At 36.1% G+C, this 19,693-nt stretch carries 17 protein-coding genes; 13 read left to right on the top strand and 4 right to left on the bottom strand.

The window, feature by feature from the left end:
- Position 1 precedes the first annotated feature (1 nt).
- The 7 genes from JNL75_08780 (at position 2) to JNL75_08750 (ending at position 6,710) form a co-directional block, all read left to right on the top strand.
- Positions 2 to 373, top strand: a complete 372-nt coding sequence (locus JNL75_08780; protein ID MBL7789903.1) for a hypothetical protein — start codon at positions 2 to 4, stop codon at positions 371 to 373.
- Between the two features lie 425 nt (positions 374 to 798).
- Positions 799 to 1,239 (top strand): hypothetical protein, encoded by a 441-nt coding sequence (locus tag JNL75_08775; GenBank protein MBL7789902.1) that lies wholly within the window; start codon positions 799 to 801, stop codon positions 1,237 to 1,239.
- A 323-nt stretch (positions 1,240 to 1,562) separates the two neighbouring features.
- Positions 1,563 to 1,784, top strand: a complete 222-nt coding sequence (locus JNL75_08770; GenBank protein ID MBL7789901.1) for a hypothetical protein — start codon at positions 1,563 to 1,565, stop codon at positions 1,782 to 1,784.
- Positions 1,785 to 1,936: 152 nt separating this feature from the next.
- The gene (locus JNL75_08765) at positions 1,937 to 2,179 is read left to right on the top strand and encodes a hypothetical protein (protein ID MBL7789900.1); all 243 of its coding nucleotides are present in this window, start codon (positions 1,937 to 1,939) and stop codon (positions 2,177 to 2,179) included.
- 106 nt (positions 2,180 to 2,285) lie between these two features.
- The gene (polA, locus tag JNL75_08760) at positions 2,286 to 5,084 is read left to right on the top strand and encodes a DNA polymerase I (GenBank protein ID MBL7789899.1); all 2,799 of its coding nucleotides are present in this window, start codon (positions 2,286 to 2,288) and stop codon (positions 5,082 to 5,084) included.
- Positions 5,085 to 5,097: 13 nt separating this feature from the next.
- A complete protein-coding gene (locus JNL75_08755; protein MBL7789898.1) occupies positions 5,098 to 6,012 on the top strand; it encodes an RDD family protein in 915 nt (304 codons plus the stop codon).
- Between the two features lie 68 nt (positions 6,013 to 6,080).
- Positions 6,081 to 6,710 (top strand): peroxiredoxin, encoded by a 630-nt coding sequence (locus JNL75_08750; GenBank protein ID MBL7789897.1) that lies wholly within the window; start codon positions 6,081 to 6,083, stop codon positions 6,708 to 6,710.
- A gap of 382 nt (positions 6,711 to 7,092) precedes the next feature.
- Here the strand turns inward: JNL75_08750 and JNL75_08745 are convergent, their stop codons facing one another.
- Together JNL75_08745 and JNL75_08740 are read right to left on the bottom strand one after the other, a co-directional pair.
- On the bottom strand, positions 7,093 to 7,335 hold the full coding sequence (locus JNL75_08745) for a hypothetical protein (GenBank protein ID MBL7789896.1): 243 nt from the start codon (positions 7,333 to 7,335) through the stop codon (positions 7,093 to 7,095).
- 89 nt (positions 7,336 to 7,424) lie between these two features.
- On the bottom strand, positions 7,425 to 8,081 hold the full coding sequence (locus JNL75_08740) for a phosphatidylserine decarboxylase family protein (protein ID MBL7789895.1): 657 nt from the start codon (positions 8,079 to 8,081) through the stop codon (positions 7,425 to 7,427).
- A 214-nt stretch (positions 8,082 to 8,295) separates the two neighbouring features.
- Here JNL75_08740 and JNL75_08735 point away from each other — a divergent pair, with 214 nt between their 5' ends.
- From JNL75_08735 to JNL75_08710, 6 genes are all read left to right on the top strand, one after another.
- On the top strand, positions 8,296 to 11,181 hold the full coding sequence (locus JNL75_08735) for an insulinase family protein (protein MBL7789894.1): 2,886 nt from the start codon (positions 8,296 to 8,298) through the stop codon (positions 11,179 to 11,181).
- A 26-nt stretch (positions 11,182 to 11,207) separates the two neighbouring features.
- Entirely contained in the window at positions 11,208 to 12,071 is an 864-nt protein-coding gene (locus JNL75_08730; GenBank protein MBL7789893.1) for a hypothetical protein, read from the top strand.
- Between the two features lie 7 nt (positions 12,072 to 12,078).
- Positions 12,079 to 13,212: a tRNA guanosine(34) transglycosylase Tgt gene (tgt, locus tag JNL75_08725; GenBank protein MBL7789892.1), complete on the top strand. Its 1,134-nt coding sequence runs from the start codon at positions 12,079 to 12,081 to the stop codon at positions 13,210 to 13,212.
- A gap of 211 nt (positions 13,213 to 13,423) precedes the next feature.
- Complete coding sequence (locus JNL75_08720; protein MBL7789891.1) at positions 13,424 to 13,747, top strand: hypothetical protein; 324 nt, start codon at positions 13,424 to 13,426, stop codon at positions 13,745 to 13,747.
- A gap of 10 nt (positions 13,748 to 13,757) precedes the next feature.
- Positions 13,758 to 14,141, top strand: a complete 384-nt coding sequence (locus JNL75_08715; GenBank protein MBL7789890.1) for a hypothetical protein — start codon at positions 13,758 to 13,760, stop codon at positions 14,139 to 14,141.
- Between the two features lie 5 nt (positions 14,142 to 14,146).
- The gene (locus JNL75_08710) at positions 14,147 to 14,527 is read left to right on the top strand and encodes a hypothetical protein (GenBank protein MBL7789889.1); all 381 of its coding nucleotides are present in this window, start codon (positions 14,147 to 14,149) and stop codon (positions 14,525 to 14,527) included.
- Between the two features lie 58 nt (positions 14,528 to 14,585).
- On the opposite strand, the gene JNL75_08705 is transcribed toward JNL75_08710, so the two are convergent.
- Both JNL75_08705 and JNL75_08700 read right to left on the bottom strand, forming a co-directional pair.
- Positions 14,586 to 15,029, bottom strand: a complete 444-nt coding sequence (locus JNL75_08705) for a hypothetical protein (GenBank protein MBL7789888.1) — start codon at positions 15,027 to 15,029, stop codon at positions 14,586 to 14,588.
- A gap of 100 nt (positions 15,030 to 15,129) precedes the next feature.
- Entirely contained in the window at positions 15,130 to 19,677 is a 4,548-nt protein-coding gene (locus JNL75_08700) for a T9SS type A sorting domain-containing protein (protein ID MBL7789887.1), read from the bottom strand.
- Between the last annotated feature and the right edge of the window lie 16 nt (positions 19,678 to 19,693).

Here is a 19,693-nt window from a genome sequence, read left to right as displayed (position 1 = left end):
TATGAAAGGAGTGCTAGTAGGAATGTGTTTAATTCTATTTACATGTGGTAAAAAAGAAGATCCTGTAATTTTGTATTGCGGTGTGAAAGATCCTGTGAATGAACTAGAATGGCTTAGAATAGCCATAAAAGATAGAAAAACGTCTAGTGATAGTATTCTTGTCCAAAAAATGGAAATGCCAAGTATAGCGGAGAAAGGATTTTTATTTCAATTTGAAGCAAAAGGATTTGGAGGTTCTTTGCCACATCAGAAATATTATTATTCATGTGGGGGCACATTGATTTGTTATAATCTTGGTGGAGTAACTGGAACGAATTGTGGGAATAAGCTTAATGATATAAAGCTGGGGGATATTGTCTACAAGTCTTATTAATTAGGACCCGCTACAAAATAAAATTCGATTTTAAATCAATATCATCCAAAATAAAAAAGAAAAGAGTTGATTTCGCTCTAGTCAATCAAGGTATTAGCAACTTGATATCAAATAAATAACTGAGCAAACAATGCTGTTTTGAAATGAATTGACTTACAACATATTTGAGGTTGTAAGATTTTGGATGGCGACATCTTCTATTGGATGTTTATTGTCTTTCTCACTATATTTACTTTCTAAATCAAAGTAAATTGAAAACCCTTTATCTACTCGACGCCTACGCCCTCATTTTCAGAGCTTATTATTCCATGGGCTCTAATTTTTTGTATAATTCGAAAAAAATGAATGTGACGGCTATTATGGGCAATACTTTGTCAATATAATTGCGGGGGAACATAAAGAATCCTTTAAAATTGTTAAAGAAAATGCTAAATAAGATTCCTCTTCTCTTTATTATGATATTGATTGTATTTGCTAGCTATAATATTTCTAGTTGTGATAAAGAACCAGCATCGCCGTGGTTTAGCTGTATTAACAAGTTCACGAAGGATAATAATTTTAGAATGGGCGTTTGGAAACGAACTGATGCTAGTGGAACAATAAATCCACAAGGATTTAATTTTAAGAATGACTCCATAATGGATATACTAGAGAATATTAATCCTGATGTATGGAAGTATAATATAAAATATAGAATGAAGTCCTGTGATTCATTCCAGATGAATAAATACTGGATTCAGCCTCAAGATCCTAAAGTGGAGTATTGGTATACCTATATTTCAAAGTTTAATGAGACTAAGGAAGAAGTAGAACTGTACTTCCTCAGAAATTGGGATAGAGATACTATTAGGCTTAAAAAGCAGTAGCTGAATTGTTATAATCTCAATTTTTTAAACTAAGTTTTTGTCTCTGATTATTCACTGATCTCCAGCGGTTGTAATTTATCCAAAACAAAGACCCAGACTTTCCTCATTTCTGATTACATTTACTTTCTACATCAAAGTAAATTGAAAACCCTATATCTACTCGACGCGTATGTTTTTTTTGTAACAAAATGTAGTATAAATCTAGGATTTATGGATCAATTGAGGGAATTTTAGTATACCTCAGGTGGTTATTCTCTCATTTTTGTATAGTAGTAAGAATTTTTTACCTTAAATTTGCGTTATATAAGCAAATCCTCTCACAAATGAACAAATCAGATGTATTTGAAATTATAGAAAATGTGGCTCTTATTCTAGGAGGCGCAGTCATAGTGAATGCGATACTCAATATCAGTAAAAAAGAGGACACAAATGCTGAAGTAAAGAAGATGCATACAAATGCTATAAAGAAAGCTTATAGTCAATCTATAAGAGAATCTAATAAGAATACTTCATCTTCGTATGACAAATTTGCTGCTTGTGGTTAATACCTTTTAGTTATCTAAAAATGGGGAAGTTAAAGACGAATAGGAAAATTACAGGAGTAGAAGATGGAAGTAAAAAAGGATTTTTAGCTCAAGAGTTATCTTAGCATTCAGATTTTATCTCTCCTGAGGAGTTAGAAAACTACAATAAAATAATGCCAGATTTTGGCAAGAGATATTTGAATTCTATTCTTGAATATCCCGAAATCAATAAAACGGAAAATGATAGGAAATACCACTTAGGTCAGGTTTCTATTTATGTATCCATTTTTGCTATTTTGTTTTATCTGGGAGTTATTGGTTTCCTATTCTATATTCAACAGTATAAGCTAGGAACTAGTTTAATGGGTTTAGGCATCGTAGCACTTGCTTCTATAACTTGGAGAGCCCAGAAATAAGTTGCATATAGAATTTTTTCATACCGAAGTAAAACTGGAGAATATATATAGTCCTAAATGGACTAGTTTACATCTTGGTTAGTCTATTTCCACTCATTCTCTCTATATTTACTTTCTAAATCAAAGTAAATTGAAAACCCTTTATCTACTCGACGCCTACGCCCTCATTTTTAGAGCTTATTATTCCATGGGTTCTAACTTTTTGTATAATTCAAAAAAAATGAATGTGACAGCTATCATGGGCTTTACACGCACCCTATGGCAATTGATACAGAAAGAAAATCCGACCCATTTAGCGGTAGTATTCGACCATAAGAGTGCGAATGTGAGGGTTCAGGAATTTGAATATTATAAAGCGCAGCGAGATGCGACTCCTGAGGACATTATTATTTCAGAGCCTTATATTCGACGGATTATTGAGGCTATGCATATCCCTATTCTCGAGGTAGAAGGTTATGAAGCAGATGATGTGATAGGCACCATAGCCAAGCAGAAAGCGAAGGAAAATCATCTAGTCTATATGGTGACACCTGACAAGGATTTTGGTCAGCTAGTTGAGGAAAATATTAAGATTTACAAACCACCACGAATGGGCAATCAACCTGAAATACTAGGTGTAGAAGAAATTTGTAAGAACTGGGAAGTAGAGAATCCCTTGCAAGTAATCGACATACTGGCACTATGGGGAGATGCGGTAGATAATATTCCGGGCATACCAGGTATCGGCGAGAAAACGGCAAAAGCACTAATCAAAGAATATGGCTCGGTAGAGGGTCTTTTGGCTAATACAGACAAACTCAAAGGTAAACAAAAAGAGAATGTCATTAACTTCTCTCAGCAAGGATTAGATTCTAAAAAACTAGCGACCATCATTTTGGATGTTCCTATCGAGATAAGCGACGAAAAGCTTTTGCTAGAGCCATTTGACAAAGATGCTCTAAGAGAAATTTTCACTGAACTTGAGTTTAGAACCTTACAAAAAGAAATGCTAGGAGAAGCCACTATTGTGACACCTCCTAAATCTGCAAGTGGTGGTCATGATTTATTCAGCCAGAATACACCAGAACAAGTCATCATTTCTAGTCCATTTGAAAATATAAATACCTCTCCGCACACATATCATTTAGTAGAAAGTGATACGGAATGGAAAACGCTATTGACAGAATTACAAAATGCCAAAAGTTTTGCCTTCGATACAGAGACCACAGGACTAGACTTTAACGATGCAGAGATTGTTGGCATTTCATTTACTATCCAAAAAGGAAGTGGCTATTATGTTCCACTAAGCGCGAATTTTAATGAGGCAAAGGAGCAACTACAACAATTTCAGGCTATTTTCTTGGATAATTCCAAGCTCAAAATAGCACAGAATTTCAAATTCGATTTACATATACTCAAAAACTATGGTATAGAAATAGCTTTTCCGATATACGACACCATGCTTTGTCATTTTCTATTGGATGCGGATGCGAAGCACGGCCTCGATGCTATGGCTCAGCGTTACCTCAACTATGACACCGTCAAATTTGAAGAATTAGTAGGAAAAGGTGTACGAAAAATATCTATTCGCGATGTGGCTTTAGAAAAAATTAAGGACTACGCAGCAGAGGATACCGATATTGCATATCAATTATATGAAAACTTAAATAAGGAATTAGAAGAAACCCCTAAACTAAAAGAACTTGCAAATAAGGTAGAGTTTCCGCTTATTTATGTGCTTGCGGATATGGAGCGGAAAGGCGTTTCGCTAGACACCGAATTTCTTAATGAATACTCCAAAGAATTAGCTATAGAACAAGAAAAATTTCAAGAAGCCATATTCGAAGAAGCAGGCGTCCGATTCAATTTAGATTCACCTAAGCAGTTGGGGGAGGTCTTATTTGAAAAAATGAAAATACCATTTACAGAGAAGAAAACTAAGACAGGGCAATATGCTACAGGAGAAGAGGTGTTGAGCAAACTAAAAAAAGAACATAGCATCGCCAGAAATATTCTAGACTATCGCGAACTGACAAAGTTAAAGTCAACCTATGTAGATGCCTTACCACAGTTGATTCACCCGAAAACTGGAAGAATACATACTTCTTTCAATCAAACCATAGCTGCCACAGGCAGACTCAGTAGTACAGAGCCTAATTTACAAAATATTCCGATACGCACCGAACGCGGTAGAAAAATCAGAAAAGCATTTAATGTGCCCAACGATGATTATATTCTACTTAGCGCTGATTATTCTCAGATAGAACTTCGTGTAATAGCTGCTATGAGTGGCGATGAGACTATGATAGAGGCGTTTAAAAATAATCAAGATATTCATAAACTGACAGCGAGTAAAGTGTATGGGATACCATTTGACGAAGTGACTAAAGAACAGCGAAGCAATGCCAAGGTTGTTAATTTCGGAATTATCTATGGTGTTTCGGCATTTGGTTTATCTCAGCAAACGACCTTGACTATGGCAGAAGCGAAAGATATGATTCACAATTATTTTAAGACCTATCCAAAAATTAAAGACTATATGGATAGTCAAATAAAAATTGGACAGGAAAAAGGATATGTAGAAACGATTCTAGGCAGACGCAGGTACTTACGCGATATCAATAGCCGCAATGCTATGCAAAGAGGCATTTGGGAGCGCATAGCTATCAATGCTCCTATTCAAGGAAGCGCTGCGGATATGATAAAATTAGCTATGCTGGATATTCATCGACAATTCAAAGAAAATCACATTCATTCGGCTATGACACTTCAGGTTCACGATGAATTGGTTTTTGAGGTTCTGAGCTCTGAATTAGATAAAGTAAAAGAAATTGTGATTTTTTCCATGGAAAATGCTATTTCTAATTTACCTTTGCCTATAGTCGCAGAGTTTGGAACTGGAAAGAATTGGCTCGAAGCGCATTAAAGATAAAAAGTATATGCAAGAAATACAACCAGCTTCACTTCACAAAAGAATCGTAGCATTTTTTATTGACCTAGGAATACTATATATTTTTGGTTTTATAATCTGCTTAATTTTTGAAAATTACATACTAGCACTAGGAAATTTTAAGCTTCTAGTGGGTATTTTACTATCGACAGCTTATTTTACAATATTTCATTCAAAACTTGGTAAAGGTAAATCAATCGGCAAAAGATTATTCAATTATAGCGTAGTGAAGTTAGATGGAAGCTATTTAAGTATAAGAGAAGCCTTTCTTCGTTCTATAATTTTTACTATACCTTATTGTTTAAGCGATTTATTAAGTATCAATACGCAAAATAGTATCGGAATATTTGAATTCATGCGCTTTACGATTATTCCTGCTTCACTATTTATTAATCATGTTTTTGTTTTTTTAAATCCTTTGCATCAGTGTTACTATGATGCATGGTTAAATACGGTAGTAATAGGTAAGGAAGACGAAGTGGTATCCTATAATTTATATAAAAAATGGATGAGGTATATACCTCATGCTACTTTGATTCTAATAATTGTGGTAGGAATTTTGCTCCTACAGCCATTTAGTGAAGAGAATAGAACGGATTTAAAACAACTAAAGGAAATAAAGAATACACTTGCGGCCGAGCGGTATCTTCATTTTTCAAAAATGTATTATACTTATCCAAAAAATGATCCATATCAAAAGACCCTGAAAATAGATTGCTATATGACAGGGGATGATGATATTTCTTCGGAAGTTTATTTGATTACAGAAGAACTCGCTCCTTTTAAAGATAAATTTAATATAAGGAAAATAGATTTATCTGTAGTTATTGATTTCAATATAGGAATTTATAATTCCTGGGAGATACTTAAAAAGAATGAAAAACCCATGAAATTCGACCTTTGAGAAACTTTTCAATTGAAGCCTTTGTTTAGAGTTTTGTATTTCACTTTTAAATTTAAAATATAATTAATATGTCATTAGTCGGAAAGAAAGCACCGCATTTTAGCACAGGTGCTATAGTCAATGGAGGTCATGTAGTCAATGATTTCTCTTTAGATCAGTACTTAGGAAAAAGCTATGTATTATTTTTCTTTTATCCAAAAGATTTCACCTTTGTGTGTCCTACAGAGTTACATGCGTTTCAATCTCGTCTAGAAGAATTTAAGAAAAGAGGTTGTGAAGTAGTGGCTTGCTCTACGGATACTCCTGAGTCTCATTGGGGATGGCTACAAATGGAGAAAAAACAAGGTGGTATCAAGGGAGTTAGCTATCCAATAGTGGCTGACACGACCAAAACAGTTTCTATGAACTATGGAGTTCTTGCAGGAGATTATGACTACGATGAACAAGGCTTAACTATTGCTAACGGTCCAATGATAGCTTATAGAGGTTTGTTTCTAATCAATAAAGAAGGTATCGTCATGCATGAATTGATTAATTTCTTCCCTCTAGGAAGAAATGTAGATGAAGCATTGAGAATGGTAGATGCCTTAGTTCATTTTGAGCAATATGGAGAAGTTTGTCCTGCAGACTGGGTTCAAGGTAAAGAAGCCATGAAAGCGACTCATGAAGGCGTGGCAGATTATCTAGGGAAAAATTAATTAGGTTTTGCTGAAAAACGCCAAAACAATTGATAGCCATAAGATTGCAAAAACTTTTCCCCCTGAATATGCAAATTGTAAAAACAAGTTTACTGGAGTTCACGCCTAAATATCTTGCATTTACCGACAAGAATTTTAGGCTACTCAGAAGCACTCCAACTACTTCGCCATCTTCACCTCGCAGTATGTCTATACAGCTTCGGCTTGATGGCTCGTATTTGGCGCACTTCTGAGTTTTTCAGCAGACCCTAATTAGATAGATTCTATATCCTGATGAAAAAAGGGTCACCTGCAGGTGACCCTTTTTAATTATAAGACTGTACCGTCCTAAAATAAGTTGACACAAAAGTTGACTTATATCAGGACGTTACACTAAATGCAATTACTTTGCTGGAGTCACCTGAGCAGGTGCAGGAGCTGTAGTCGCTTCAGCAGCCTTTTTCTTACAGCAAGACTTTGCTTTTGCACAAGATTTTTCATCTTTATTTGCACAAGACTTTTTCTCGTCTTTTGAACATTCTTTTTTCTCGCCTTTTTTGCAACAAGATTTTTTCTCCTCGCCACAAGCTAATGAAATAGAAGCAGCAGTAAATAAAACAGCGATTGTTAAGATTAGTTTTTTCATTTGATTATAATTTAATTTAATGGATAATATACTATTAGACGCAAATTTATCGAATTTAATTTAATCAAACTCAATTAAATAAACTTAAATTATGAAGGAATGGTGCCAATCACAGTTTCTCCACCTCTTACCTTTTGATTGAGCTCCACGTTTATCTTTGTATCTATCGGTAGAAATAAATCTATTCGAGAGCCGAACTTTATAAAACCAAATTCTTCGCCTCGTTCGATTTCATCTCCTTCTTCTACATAATACACGATACGTCTAGCTAATTTACCTGCTATTTGTCTGACAAGTACAGAAAATGACTCATTTTCTATGACCATACTGGTTCGTTCATTATCCGTACTTGATTTTGGATGCCAAGCCACTAGATATTTACCTGGGTGATATTTGAAATATTTCACCTCGCCATCAATAGGACTTCTATTCACGTGAACATTGGCAGGTGACATGAATACCGAAACTTGTTTGCGTATTTCATTGAAATACTCCGTCTCCATGACATCCTCTATCACTACCACTTTGCCATCTGCTGGACAGATAATGGTATCGTCTCCTAAGGGAATATAGCGCTTAGGATTTCTAAAAAACGAAATGATAAAAACGCAAATAATAATAGATAAAATACTGATAGCTAGCGCCCATTTATCATGTGGATAATATAAATACCAAATAGAGGTTATGGCTAGGGCAAAAAAGAAAACTATAAATATAAGTCCGTATCCTTCTTTATGGATCTTCACACTTTAATTTTTTTGGTGGGCAAATTTAATAGAATCTAGTTTAAGTGTGGACTAAAAAGTTGATTTTTATAAGATTTTCAACAAGTTAGCTGTCTTATCCTGCTAGCTAAATTTTATATTAGCAATTTTAAACAACAAGTTATTCTATGAAACTTATATTTTTGTTTATCTAATCCAGCATACTCTAACTTTAGTATGTTCTAAAATTTTACAAATGAAATACTTTTTTTTATCCCTAATGTTTATTTCTGGCACTATGCACGCACAATTTCAAGAAGTACCCAATGATATTCTCAAAGCAAAGATTCATACGCTTAAAAATGGACTGAAAATATACATGACAGTCAATAAAACCGAGCCTAAGATTCAAACATATATTGCTGTAAAGGCCGGCTCTAAATTTGACCCAAGTGACAATACTGGTCTAGCGCATTACCTAGAACATCTTATGTTCAAAGGGACCCCCAATCTAGGAACCACGAATTGGGAATCAGAGAAAGTTCTGCTTAGTCAAATTTCGGATCTTTATGAAAAACATAAGGCTGAAAAGGATATAGAAAAGAAAAAAGCAATATACAAAATGATAGATAGCATTAGTTATGAAGCTTCTAAGCTAGCGGTTCCGAATGAATATGATAAAGTAGTAACCTCCCTAGGAGCTCAAAACACTAATGCCTATACTAGTACGGATCAGACGGTATACCAAAATATAATTCCGAGTAATGAATTAGAAAAATGGTTAAAGCTAGAAAGTGAGCGATTTAACCATTTGGTTATGAGACTTTTTCATACAGAATTGGAAGCTGTTTATGAAGAATTTAATATCAGTCAGGATAATGATGGACGATGGGCTTATGCCAATTTATTAAAAGCTCTATTACCGAATCACCCTTATGGAACCCAAACAACGATAGGTGAAGGTGAACATTTAAAAAATCCTTCGCATGTGAACATACGAAAATATTTTGATAAGTATTATGTGCCAAATAATGTGGCTATTTGTCTATCTGGAGATCTTGATCCTGAGAAAACTGTAGCTTTGATTGACAAATATTTTGGTAGTTGGCAGCCAAAAGATATTCAACCATTTACAATGCCCAATTTACCTGTCATAAGTAGTCCAGTAACTATAGAAAATTTTGGACCACAAGAGGAGTTTTTGTATATAGGCTATAGAATTCCTCCTCCTAGTGATAAGGAAGCCCTTAAGGCGACTGTTATAGACATGATTATGGCGAACGGCGTAGCAGGTATTATTGATTTGAATGTTGTGCAGAAACAACGAACCCTCAGTGCTAGTTCTTTCGTAAGTAGTATGCATGATATTGGGGTATATATGCTCAATGGTAAACCCAAAGAAGGTCAAACCTTAGAAGAAGTCCGCGATATTTTATTGGAGCAGATTGAAAAATTTAAAAAAGGAGAATTTGAGGAATGGCTGATTCAAGCGGCAATCAATGATTTAGAACTCAAGACCATAAAAGGATATGAAAGTAATGCTGCACGAGCTGGTGCATTCGTGACTTCTTTTACAGAAAATATTCCGTGGGAAAATTATGTTTCTCAAATATCGGATATGAGAAAATTTACCAAACAAGATTTGATTGACTTCGCTAATAAATATTATAGAACGGATAATTATGCTGTTTCGTATAAAAGAAAAGGAAAGTCAGAAAATCCAAAGGTAGACAAGCCGCAGATAACACCTGTAGTAATGAACAGGGATAATAGCTCGGCATTTTATAAAACTATGACAGAGACAAAGAGTCCAAATATTGAACCTCTTTTCGTAGACTATAAATCTGCTATAAAATCACAAAAGTTAAAGGGAGATGTGGAATTTAGTTTCGTCAAAAATGATGAAAATAATTTCGCAAAGTTCTGTCTTGTTTTACCTTTCGGTAAAGACCACTCCAAAGTCATGGGTCTGGCAACGTCTTATCTTAATTTTCTAGGGACAAACAACCTGTCGAACGAAGAATTAAAGAAAGAGTTGTATAAAAATGGACTAGAAATTTCTACTAGTGTACAGAGAGAATATACTTATATCACCTTAGCAGGGTTAGAGCAAAATATGAAGGCTGGTATCAATCTTTTATATGCTAATTTGCAGACCAATAAAGTAGATGAAGATGCCTGGAAAAAATTAGTAGAGAAGACAATTAAAGAAAGAGAAAATGCTAAGATAAATAAAGGCGCTTGTTTTCAGGCTTTAGTCAATTTCTCAAAATATGGACCTCAAAATCCATTTAATACCGTTTTATCAAATGATGAGCTAAAAGCATTATTGCCAAATCAGATTGTTAACTACCTCAATAATTTAACGAAATACCAACACAGCATTTTCTATTATGGAAAGGATGAGAAAAATGCCCTTGCAAATCTTCCTCGCTCATACACATTGCTAGATGCTAAGTATATGGCTCCTCCAGCGAAGCTTGCAAATTTCGAAATTCTTTCAAATGATTTAGACAAAGTATATTTCTATAATTATCCAAATATGGTTCAAGCTCAGATCATGTTCCTGAATAAGTCAGAGCCATTTACAAAAGCGAATATGCCTTTTGCGAGTTTGTATAATGATTTTTTTGGTAGTGGTCTATCCTCTATCGTTTTTCAAGAGTTGAGAGAGCAAAAAGCTTTAGCATATTCAGCATATTCATTCTACGCACCACCTAGTGTGAAGGGAGAACCATTCTTTTTACAATCATTTATTGGTACTCAAGCAGACAAAATGGCTACGGCTGCTCAGGAGTTTAAAAAACTAAAAAGCAAGGCCCCGAATGTAGAAATTCAATTCAATAATGCAAGAGAAAGTGTAATTAAGCAAATTTCGTCCGATAGAATCGTTCGCGATAATATTTATTGGTCGTTTTTAAATCTAAAGAAATTTTATATTGACTATGATTATAGACGTGAAACTTTGGAGAAAATTAAGACGATGTCATTAGCCGATTTTTCATATAACTTCAATAGTAAAATAGCCAATAGAGTCTACACCACTGCTATAATGGGTGATAAGACAAAGCTAAAGTTTGATGATATCAAGAGTTTTGGGCATATGGAAGAGATAGACTCTAAAACACTTTTCGGATTTTAATTCATTGGTAAAACTAAGTTAGAAGCATGTTGTCAGTCGAAAAGCTTGAAGAATTAAATAAGATAGCCCTCAAAGTGAGAGAGCATATAATTAATATGAGTACCAATGGAGGTTGCTTTACAGGGGCTTCACTTTCTTGTGCAGATATCTTAGTTTATCTTTATCTTGAATATCTCAATATCGGTCCTCATAATTTTAAGGATGACAATAGAGACTATCTCTTTTTATCCAAGGGGCATGATGTACCTGCTCTCTACGGTATGTTTGTAGAAAAGGGTTGGATGACGCGCGAAAGATTGATTCATAATCATTTAAAATCCAATGATGACATTTATTGGCATCCCAATCGTAAAATCGATGGGATAGAATTTCATTCGGGGTCATTGGGGCATTTACCTTCCGTGGCTTTAGGTGTAGCCTATGACTGTAAGATAAAAAAGCAATCTAATAAGATAATCTGTATCGTAGGAGATGGTGAATGTGATGAAGGCTCGGTCTGGGAAGCTATGCTGGTAGCTAGTGCTAAGAAAATGAACAATCTAACGATAGTAATCGATAGAAACCATTTTCAAGCCAATGTGGCCACAGAAGACCTGATACCATTGGAGCCTTTTGAAGATAAATTTATCGCTTTCGGTGCAGAAGTAAGACGCATAAATGGTCATGATTATCATGCCTTGCATGACACATTCAGTCAACTCCCGTTTCATACTGAAAAGCCAAGTGTTATTATTTGTGATACAGTTCGAGGCAAAGGATTGCCCTCTATCGAAGCAAGAGCAGACCGTTGGTTCTGTAATTTTAATTCGGATGAAGTAGAGTCTTTATTGAAGGAACTCCATGGTGAAGCTAAGACTGAATTGGTTTCGGAGACATTGGTTGTGAGGTAATATTTCAATGTCATTTTTCACACTACAGCATAATTCACCGAATACTCATGCCCGTGCAGGAATCATTCAAACGGCACATGGAGAAATAAAGACCCCTATTTTTATGCCTGTAGGAACACAGGCTACCGTTAAAGCAGTACATTTCTCAGAATTAAAGACAGACATTAAAGCTGAAATTATTCTTGGCAATACCTACCATCTTTATCTAAGACCTGGTATAGAGGTAATAAAAAATGCTGGCGGATTGCAGAAATTTGGGGGATGGAATAAACCTATGCTGACGGATAGCGGAGGCTTTCAAGTCTATTCACTAGCGCATCGCAGAAAAATAACAGATGAGGGCGTCAGGTTTGCTTCGCATATTGATGGTTCTTATCACTTATTCACTCCAGAGAATGTCATGGATATTCAGCGGGCTATCGGAGCCGATATTATTATGGCTTTTGATGAGTGTACGCCTTATCCTTGTGAATATGATTATGCAAAAAAATCACTGGGATTGACTCATAGATGGCTAGATCGTTGTATAGAACATTTCAAAAAATCAGATGGACCCTATGGATATCAGCAGCATTTATTTCCTATAGTTCAGGGCTCTGTATATAAAGATTTAAGAATAGAATCTGCTAAGTATATTGCGGATAAAGGAGCTGTGGGCAATGCTATAGGCGGGCTCGCCGTAGGCGAGCCCGCAGAAGAAATGTATGAAATGATAGAACTCGTAAATGATATTCTACCGCACGATGCTCCACGATATTTGATGGGCGTAGGAACACCGGAAAATATATTAGAAGCTATCGATAGAGGTATAGATATGTTTGACTGTGTCATGCCTACTCGCAACGCCAGGCATGGCTACCTTTTCACCCATCAGGGAATATTGCATGCTAAATCAAAAAAATGGGAATTTGATTTATCCCCAATAGATGGGTTGTCAGGAAATGAACTTCTTCGAACGACCAGCAAATCCTACCTCCGCCATCTCTTCAAATGCGAAGAATTACTGGCTATGCAGATAGCTTCTATTAATAATTTAACGTTCTATTTAGAGCTTGTGAAGGAAGCACGGCAGCATATTATGGAGGGAGACTTTTCAATGTGGAAGAAGGAGAAAATAAAAGCTATAAGTCATATTCTTTAGTTAAATAACAACAATCTTTATTGGTTATATGGAAGATAAATTAATAGTAAAAATTGATCAAACTACTTTATATTATAATTTAAGATATACATTGCTTCAAACTGTTACTGTGGTAATTTTATTATCGATAATAGGAGATAATGCATTGGCAAAACTTTTTACTTTAATTATTTGGAGTGTTATTTCTTTAATACCCATAATAATTGTAATAATGGGCTATTGGGTTAAAAATTATGGACAAACAATAGATATGACAAGAGACTATATTGTATTCATATCCTCAGTTTCTACTGTCAAGTATTTATATTCAGATATAAAAAAAATGATAATTTATAGACAAGATGAGGAGACCATTGAGCGAATGAAATATGATAGTCTTCTCGATTTCTATTTTATTAAGTTACAGTTAAATGATGATAAAGAAATTTTAATAACCTCATTGATGATAAAGAATTATGATAAATTTATTGAGTATTTCAATACAGTTGAAAAAACATATGTTCAGAACGGTGTTATGCATATTTGGCGTGATTAATTCAGAGATTTTGAATTCTTTTAAGTTAGTTGTCTTAATTACTTTTATCTACTCCTGCTCTAAAGAACCTAAGGTTCAGAAATCTGAATTTTCTGGTAAATGGGATGGGAATATTACCTATATCACTCAGTTTTCTACCTATACTACGAGTGTCTTTGTATCGGTAAATGACGCTGGGGATGTTACAGGAACATATCAGTATTTTAATTTAGAACGAAAAATAACAGGTAAGGTCTATGAAAATGGGGTCTGGAATATGATTATCACTGGCTACGGTGATAAAGGTAATATTTCAGGACTAACCAAAAATAAAAAGAAGTTTGAAGGCACTTTTTTTCTTACCGATTTAAGTTCGGATGTCTATGAAGGAGGTATATATTTGTTTAAAAATTAATCGGAATGAGGACCATCTATTATTTATTGATTCTTCTAATATTAAGCATGGGCTCATGCTCTAAAGAGGAAGATACAACTGTCATAAGTCAGTGGAAAGCGAACTTGATTGAATTTGATAAGTCAGACAACCATAGCGCTACCTTTACGATAAATAGCCGAAATGAATTGAATGGTGAATTGAAAAACTGGGTAAATTTCAAGTATAAACTGACAGGTAAAGTAATTGAAGACAAGGATTTGTTTTTTGAAATGCGAGATATAAATAACAATCTGGTTGGCACCATGTCTTGTATATTTTACAGACCAAATCGAATAGCTGGGTCTTATTACTTCACCTATGGCACGAGAGTATTTCAAGGGTCATTGTACGGCGATAAACAATAGTTTTTACAGGGTTTAAGACCAGTTTTAGCTATGATACAATGTGAGTAGGTAAAATAATCTATCTCACATCTTCTATCCTAAACGTTTCTCCATGAAAACTATAGCTATCGCCAGCTCGCTTGCCCTGCATTTCCTTATAGATAGGTGCCGAACTAGAGATGGCTTCTAATTCTTCACCTTTATATTCAAAAGGTCTTTTAGCTACGGCAATGATTATTTTTTTTCCGTTGACTTTTACTATAGCGCCAGGTTTCACAACATCGAACTCTTGAAATGAGATTTCTTCCAAAATTTGGATAGTTTCTAGATGCACAGATATTCTCTTTTCAAGATCATGCTGTACAAAAGAGCTGACATCACTCTGTGCCAGATCATCCAAATCTTTTACATTATCCTGATCTAGAAGGTTTTCAGAGAGGTGGTCTTCTAGGTCTTGCCGTGCTTCTTGCAGTAATACTTTTTCTTCAGCTAATAGATAATGTTTCAATTCTTGCTTGTCCATAAATTTTAGTTTTTAAAGTATGAAAATATTTATTTCTCAATTAAGTACAAAAAAAATGCCCCACAAATGTGAGGCATCTTACAGAATTATTAATTATTTTCTATTCGACAATAAATTTTAAGCTAGTGCTTGTTTTTTCACCTTGCAGTAAAATAAAGTAAGTGCCAGCAGTCAAACCTATTGGTTCTAGGTCTATCATATTTTCATTTGATTTTATAATAGATTCCTTTATATTCTTACCAGTTAAATCATAGATAGTATAGTTCAAATTTTCTCTGTGATTTTTCACATGAATTTTATTAGCATACTGATACACTTCAAATTTATCTGTATTTGATAAGATAGAACTATTATTAGGATAAACCTGAACAGCATAAACGCAATTTTGATTTCCTACTTGAATGTTGAAATTCGCCCAGCCACTTGTTGTGGTGGTACCACTTAAATTAAATCTGAGGAAACCATCTCCAAAATTAAGTACCCCACCGGTCGACTGAGCCGTGAGACCAATAACACCTGTAGATGAAATAGGTTGCGTGCTTATAGGACCTCCATTGCCTCCTTGATAAGGTATAGTAAAGAATACACCAGGATTAAGATTTCCTACTAACACAGAAGTACTTAACTGTCCTTTATCACAGCTAATATTGGTTACTTGACCAAGTGAGGATCTTACTGGAATAGAGAAGTTACATGTCTTACCTCCTATGTTCAGTGCAAAACTAGCCGTTCCTTCAGCTGAAGGAGTACCGCTAATAGAATAAGAAACCAATCCAAATCCCAAAGCAAACTGACCCGAATTTAAACTAGCAGTTAAACCTGTAACACCTGTAGAAGGGACTATTTGACCAAAATGGTAACCTCTATTGCCTCCGTCATATGGGACAGTAAAAGAAACACCATTGCTTGCGGTACTTTGGATTAAGAAGCCTGATATTTTGCCATCATTACAACTGAGAGAGTTAATTGTACCTTCTAATAATGGTTTGACTGGAATAACGTAATTACATATTTTTCCTCCAATGTTGATTGCAAATTCTGCATTACCAGAGTTCGCAGGTGTACCAGAGATGGTCAACATAATATCTCCATTACCTGTAGCTAATACACCAGCATTGGCTGCCGCAGTAAGTCCAGTAACTCCTGTAGAAGCTATGCTTAGTGCGTTGTATGAACCTCCATTTGCACCCTGATATGGAATTTTTAATGAGACCCCAGCCAATGGTATTTGTGCCATTAACTCTTCCGTTTTCGTGAGTTTTATACTATCACAAACGAGCGTAGTGACAGTGCCTACAGGATGAATGACATTAAATGAAAAATTACAAGATTTACCTCCTATGAGTATGCTAAAGTTAGCCGAACCGGCAGATGAAGGTGTTCCTGAAACAGTAAACAATAGACTGCCATTCCCTTCTTTTAAAGTATCAGCTCCTAAACTAGCAGTCAGACCGCTAACTCCCGTAGAATTAATTGTCTGAGCCGAGTATAAGCCTCTGTTACCTCCAGAATATGGTATAGTAAATGAAACTCCAGAAGCTACTTCTGATCTTACTAATGTTCCTACTCTTGCTCCATTGCCGCAGTCTAGGCTACCACCTATTCTTGCATTCGGTAGGCTCACAGGAATATTGTGGGTACAAGTTTTCCCATCAATAGTAAAGGAGAAACTAGCTACACCGCCTTTATCAGGTGTGCCACTTACACTGAATAAAATACTATCAGCACCCACCGCAAAGGTATCAGCAGGTGTTTGAGCAGTCAATCCTAAAACTCCAGTAGAAGTGACATTAGTAATTGCGGAATATAAACCTCCATTACCACCAGAGTATGGTACTTTAAATGAAACACCACTTGCAGCTTGTTCGCCTTTCAATGTCCCCATAGTCATTGTCTGACCACATAATAAAGAAGAAATAGTTCCTTGTTGTAACTTAACTGGAATTGAATAACTACATGTTTTACCACCAATGTTTAAGGCAAAACTTGCATTACCAGCATTTGAAGGAGTACCAGTAACGTTATAAGTAAGATTTCCAGCACCATTGGTAAATAATCCAGATGGTGTGGTCGCTGTTAGCCCTAAAGCACCCGTGGAAGTCACTATTTGTCCTGAATGCGAACCATTATTTCCTCCTGTGTATGGTATACTGAATGAAACTCCATTGGCTGCTACAGTAGCAGTTAGGGTACCTACTGTCGTTCCATTCGGGCAATTTAATGCAGAAATAACTCCTACTGCAGGTGATACAGTAATTGAGTATAAACATGACCTACCACCAATGTTAAGGAAGAAATCTGCAGAACCAAAAGTACTTGGTGTGCCTGTAATATTATAGGTTAAATTCCCAGAACCTGTAGCAAAGTTGCCCGCAGATAATGTGGCAGTTAAACCAGTGACACCTGTAGAAGTAACTATCTGTCCGCTATGACTACCACCATTTCCTCCTGTATATGGAATATCGAAAGAAACACCGCTAGCCAAACTAGCTGCTGTTAAGCTACCAGATGTCATACCTGATCCACAATTTAAACTTCCAATAGCTCCTGGACCTACTGTAATAGTATAAGTACAGGTTTTACCTCCTATATTGACATTGAAATTGGCATTGCCTGTGGCAGTAGGAGTTCCAGTGACATTATAGGTAAGATTTCCTGCCCCATTGGCAAATGAACCTGAAGAAAGAATAGCAGTAAGACCTGTTATATTTGTAGAGTTGATAGTTTGACCGTTGTGAGACCCACCATTACCTCCTGAATATGGCACAGTGAAGGATAATCCTGAGGCTGCAGCACCTGAGACAGCTGCTCCAGATGTAGTTCCTGATCCACAATCTATAGCAGCTATTAAACCTGCATTGACTGGAATGGAAAATGCGCAAGTTTGTCCTCCTCTTGTTACTGAAAAATCAGCTGAACCAGCTGAGGTAGGAGTTCCTGTTACGGTATAGGTAAGGCTTCCAGAACCATTGGCAAATAATCCTGCTTGAATGATAGCTCTTAATCCAGTTACCGTAGTTGAGAATATGGTGTCAGCCAAATAGGTTCCTGCATTTCCTCCAGTATATGGTATAGTAAATGATACTCCACTAGCAGCTACTCCATTGGACAATGTTCCACTTACACTACCTCCTGCACAATTTAAGTTAGTCACAACACCAACTGGAGGGAGAACATTGGCTACATAGTTACAATTACGTCCACCAATATTGAGAGCAAATGTTGCGTTACCAGTGCCTGTCGGAGTGCCTGATAAAGAATAAGTCACACTGTCATTTCCAGTTTTAAAGCTTCCTGCATTTAAGGTTGCTGTCAAGCCACCTACTCCTGTTGAGCTAACAATCTGACCACTATGTGCACCACCATTGCCACCTGTATATGGCACTTTAAAAGAGTCGGTTGATAGAGCAGCTGTTCCATTCATTAATGTTCCTATGAGTCTGCCATTCGCACAATTTAAAGCTGTGATAGTACCTGGAATAGCGTTTACTGTAGCTGCATAAGTACAACTTCTGCCACCTATATTTAGGGCGAAGTTAGCTGTACCTACACTTGTCGGAGTGCCAGTTACAGTATAGGTTACACTATCATTTCCATTGGCGAAATTACCAGCGGCAAGTGTAGCAGTAAGACCCGTTACACCAGTTGATACAACCACTTGACCTGAGTGGGAGCCTGTGTTACCACCTGTGTATGGCACTTTGAATGAAACACCACTTGCTGCTTGTCCATTCGTAAGTGTCCCAATAGTTCTTCCATTAGCACAATCTAAGGAAGTTATAGCTCCAGCGGGAGCGGTTACTGTTAATGTTACCGTGCATGTTTTAAGTCCTATATTTATTGCGAAATTAGCACTGCCTGGTCCGGAAGCTGTTCCTGTGACAGTATAAGTCACAGAGTCATTTCCAGTGATAAAATTACCTGCATTAAGAGTAGCCGTTAGACCTGTAACCCCTGTGGAAGCGACTACTTGACCGAAATGCGCCCCACCATTTCCACCAGTGTATGGTATTTTAAACGAAACCCCAGTTGCTGGAGTGCCTGATGTTAAGTTGCCAATTTGTCGTCTATTAGGGCAGTTAAGAGTACTTACAATACCTAGTACATTAAATGATTCACTTCTAGGGGATGATATAGCATCACCGGAGGAAGCACCATTTCCATTCACAGCATTTATTATAGACTGTAAAGTAATAGTATTTTGACCAGTAGGAGCTTTCCATGTGGCCTCAATAATATATTTACCGCCAGTAGCAGCCACCGCCGAACTATTAGTTAGCATTTGACTCCCAGTACTTAATCCTGTACTAGTAGGAAAAGGTGTCTGAAAGGTACCTACTACTGCGCTCGATGCATTGATACCGCGTAGCTGAAATCCAAAATTAGGAAAAGCAGTTGTTCCCGAAGTATGAGCCCCGACCATTCTGATTTTATAATTAGAGTCTGGATAATAACCTGTCATCACAGCACCAGAAATTGGATGGAGTAGAATAATTGAATCAACAGTGGCTGCCCCAGAGGATGTATGACAACCCCCTCCTGTACAGCTATTCCATGACTTGGTATTAGCTACGTTATTTGAATTGTTGATAAACGTATAGAATATTACTATGGATAGCAATAAACTAAAGGTAAACTTTTTTCTCATGAGAGTATATTTTAGT

Source organism: Chitinophagales bacterium, assembly GCA_016787225.1.
In the GTDB taxonomy this organism is placed as follows: Bacteria; Bacteroidota; Bacteroidia; order Chitinophagales; family JADJOU01; genus CHPMRC01.
Note: the sequence above shows the minus strand (reverse complement) of the source record. Positions and strands in the feature narration are given on the sequence as shown.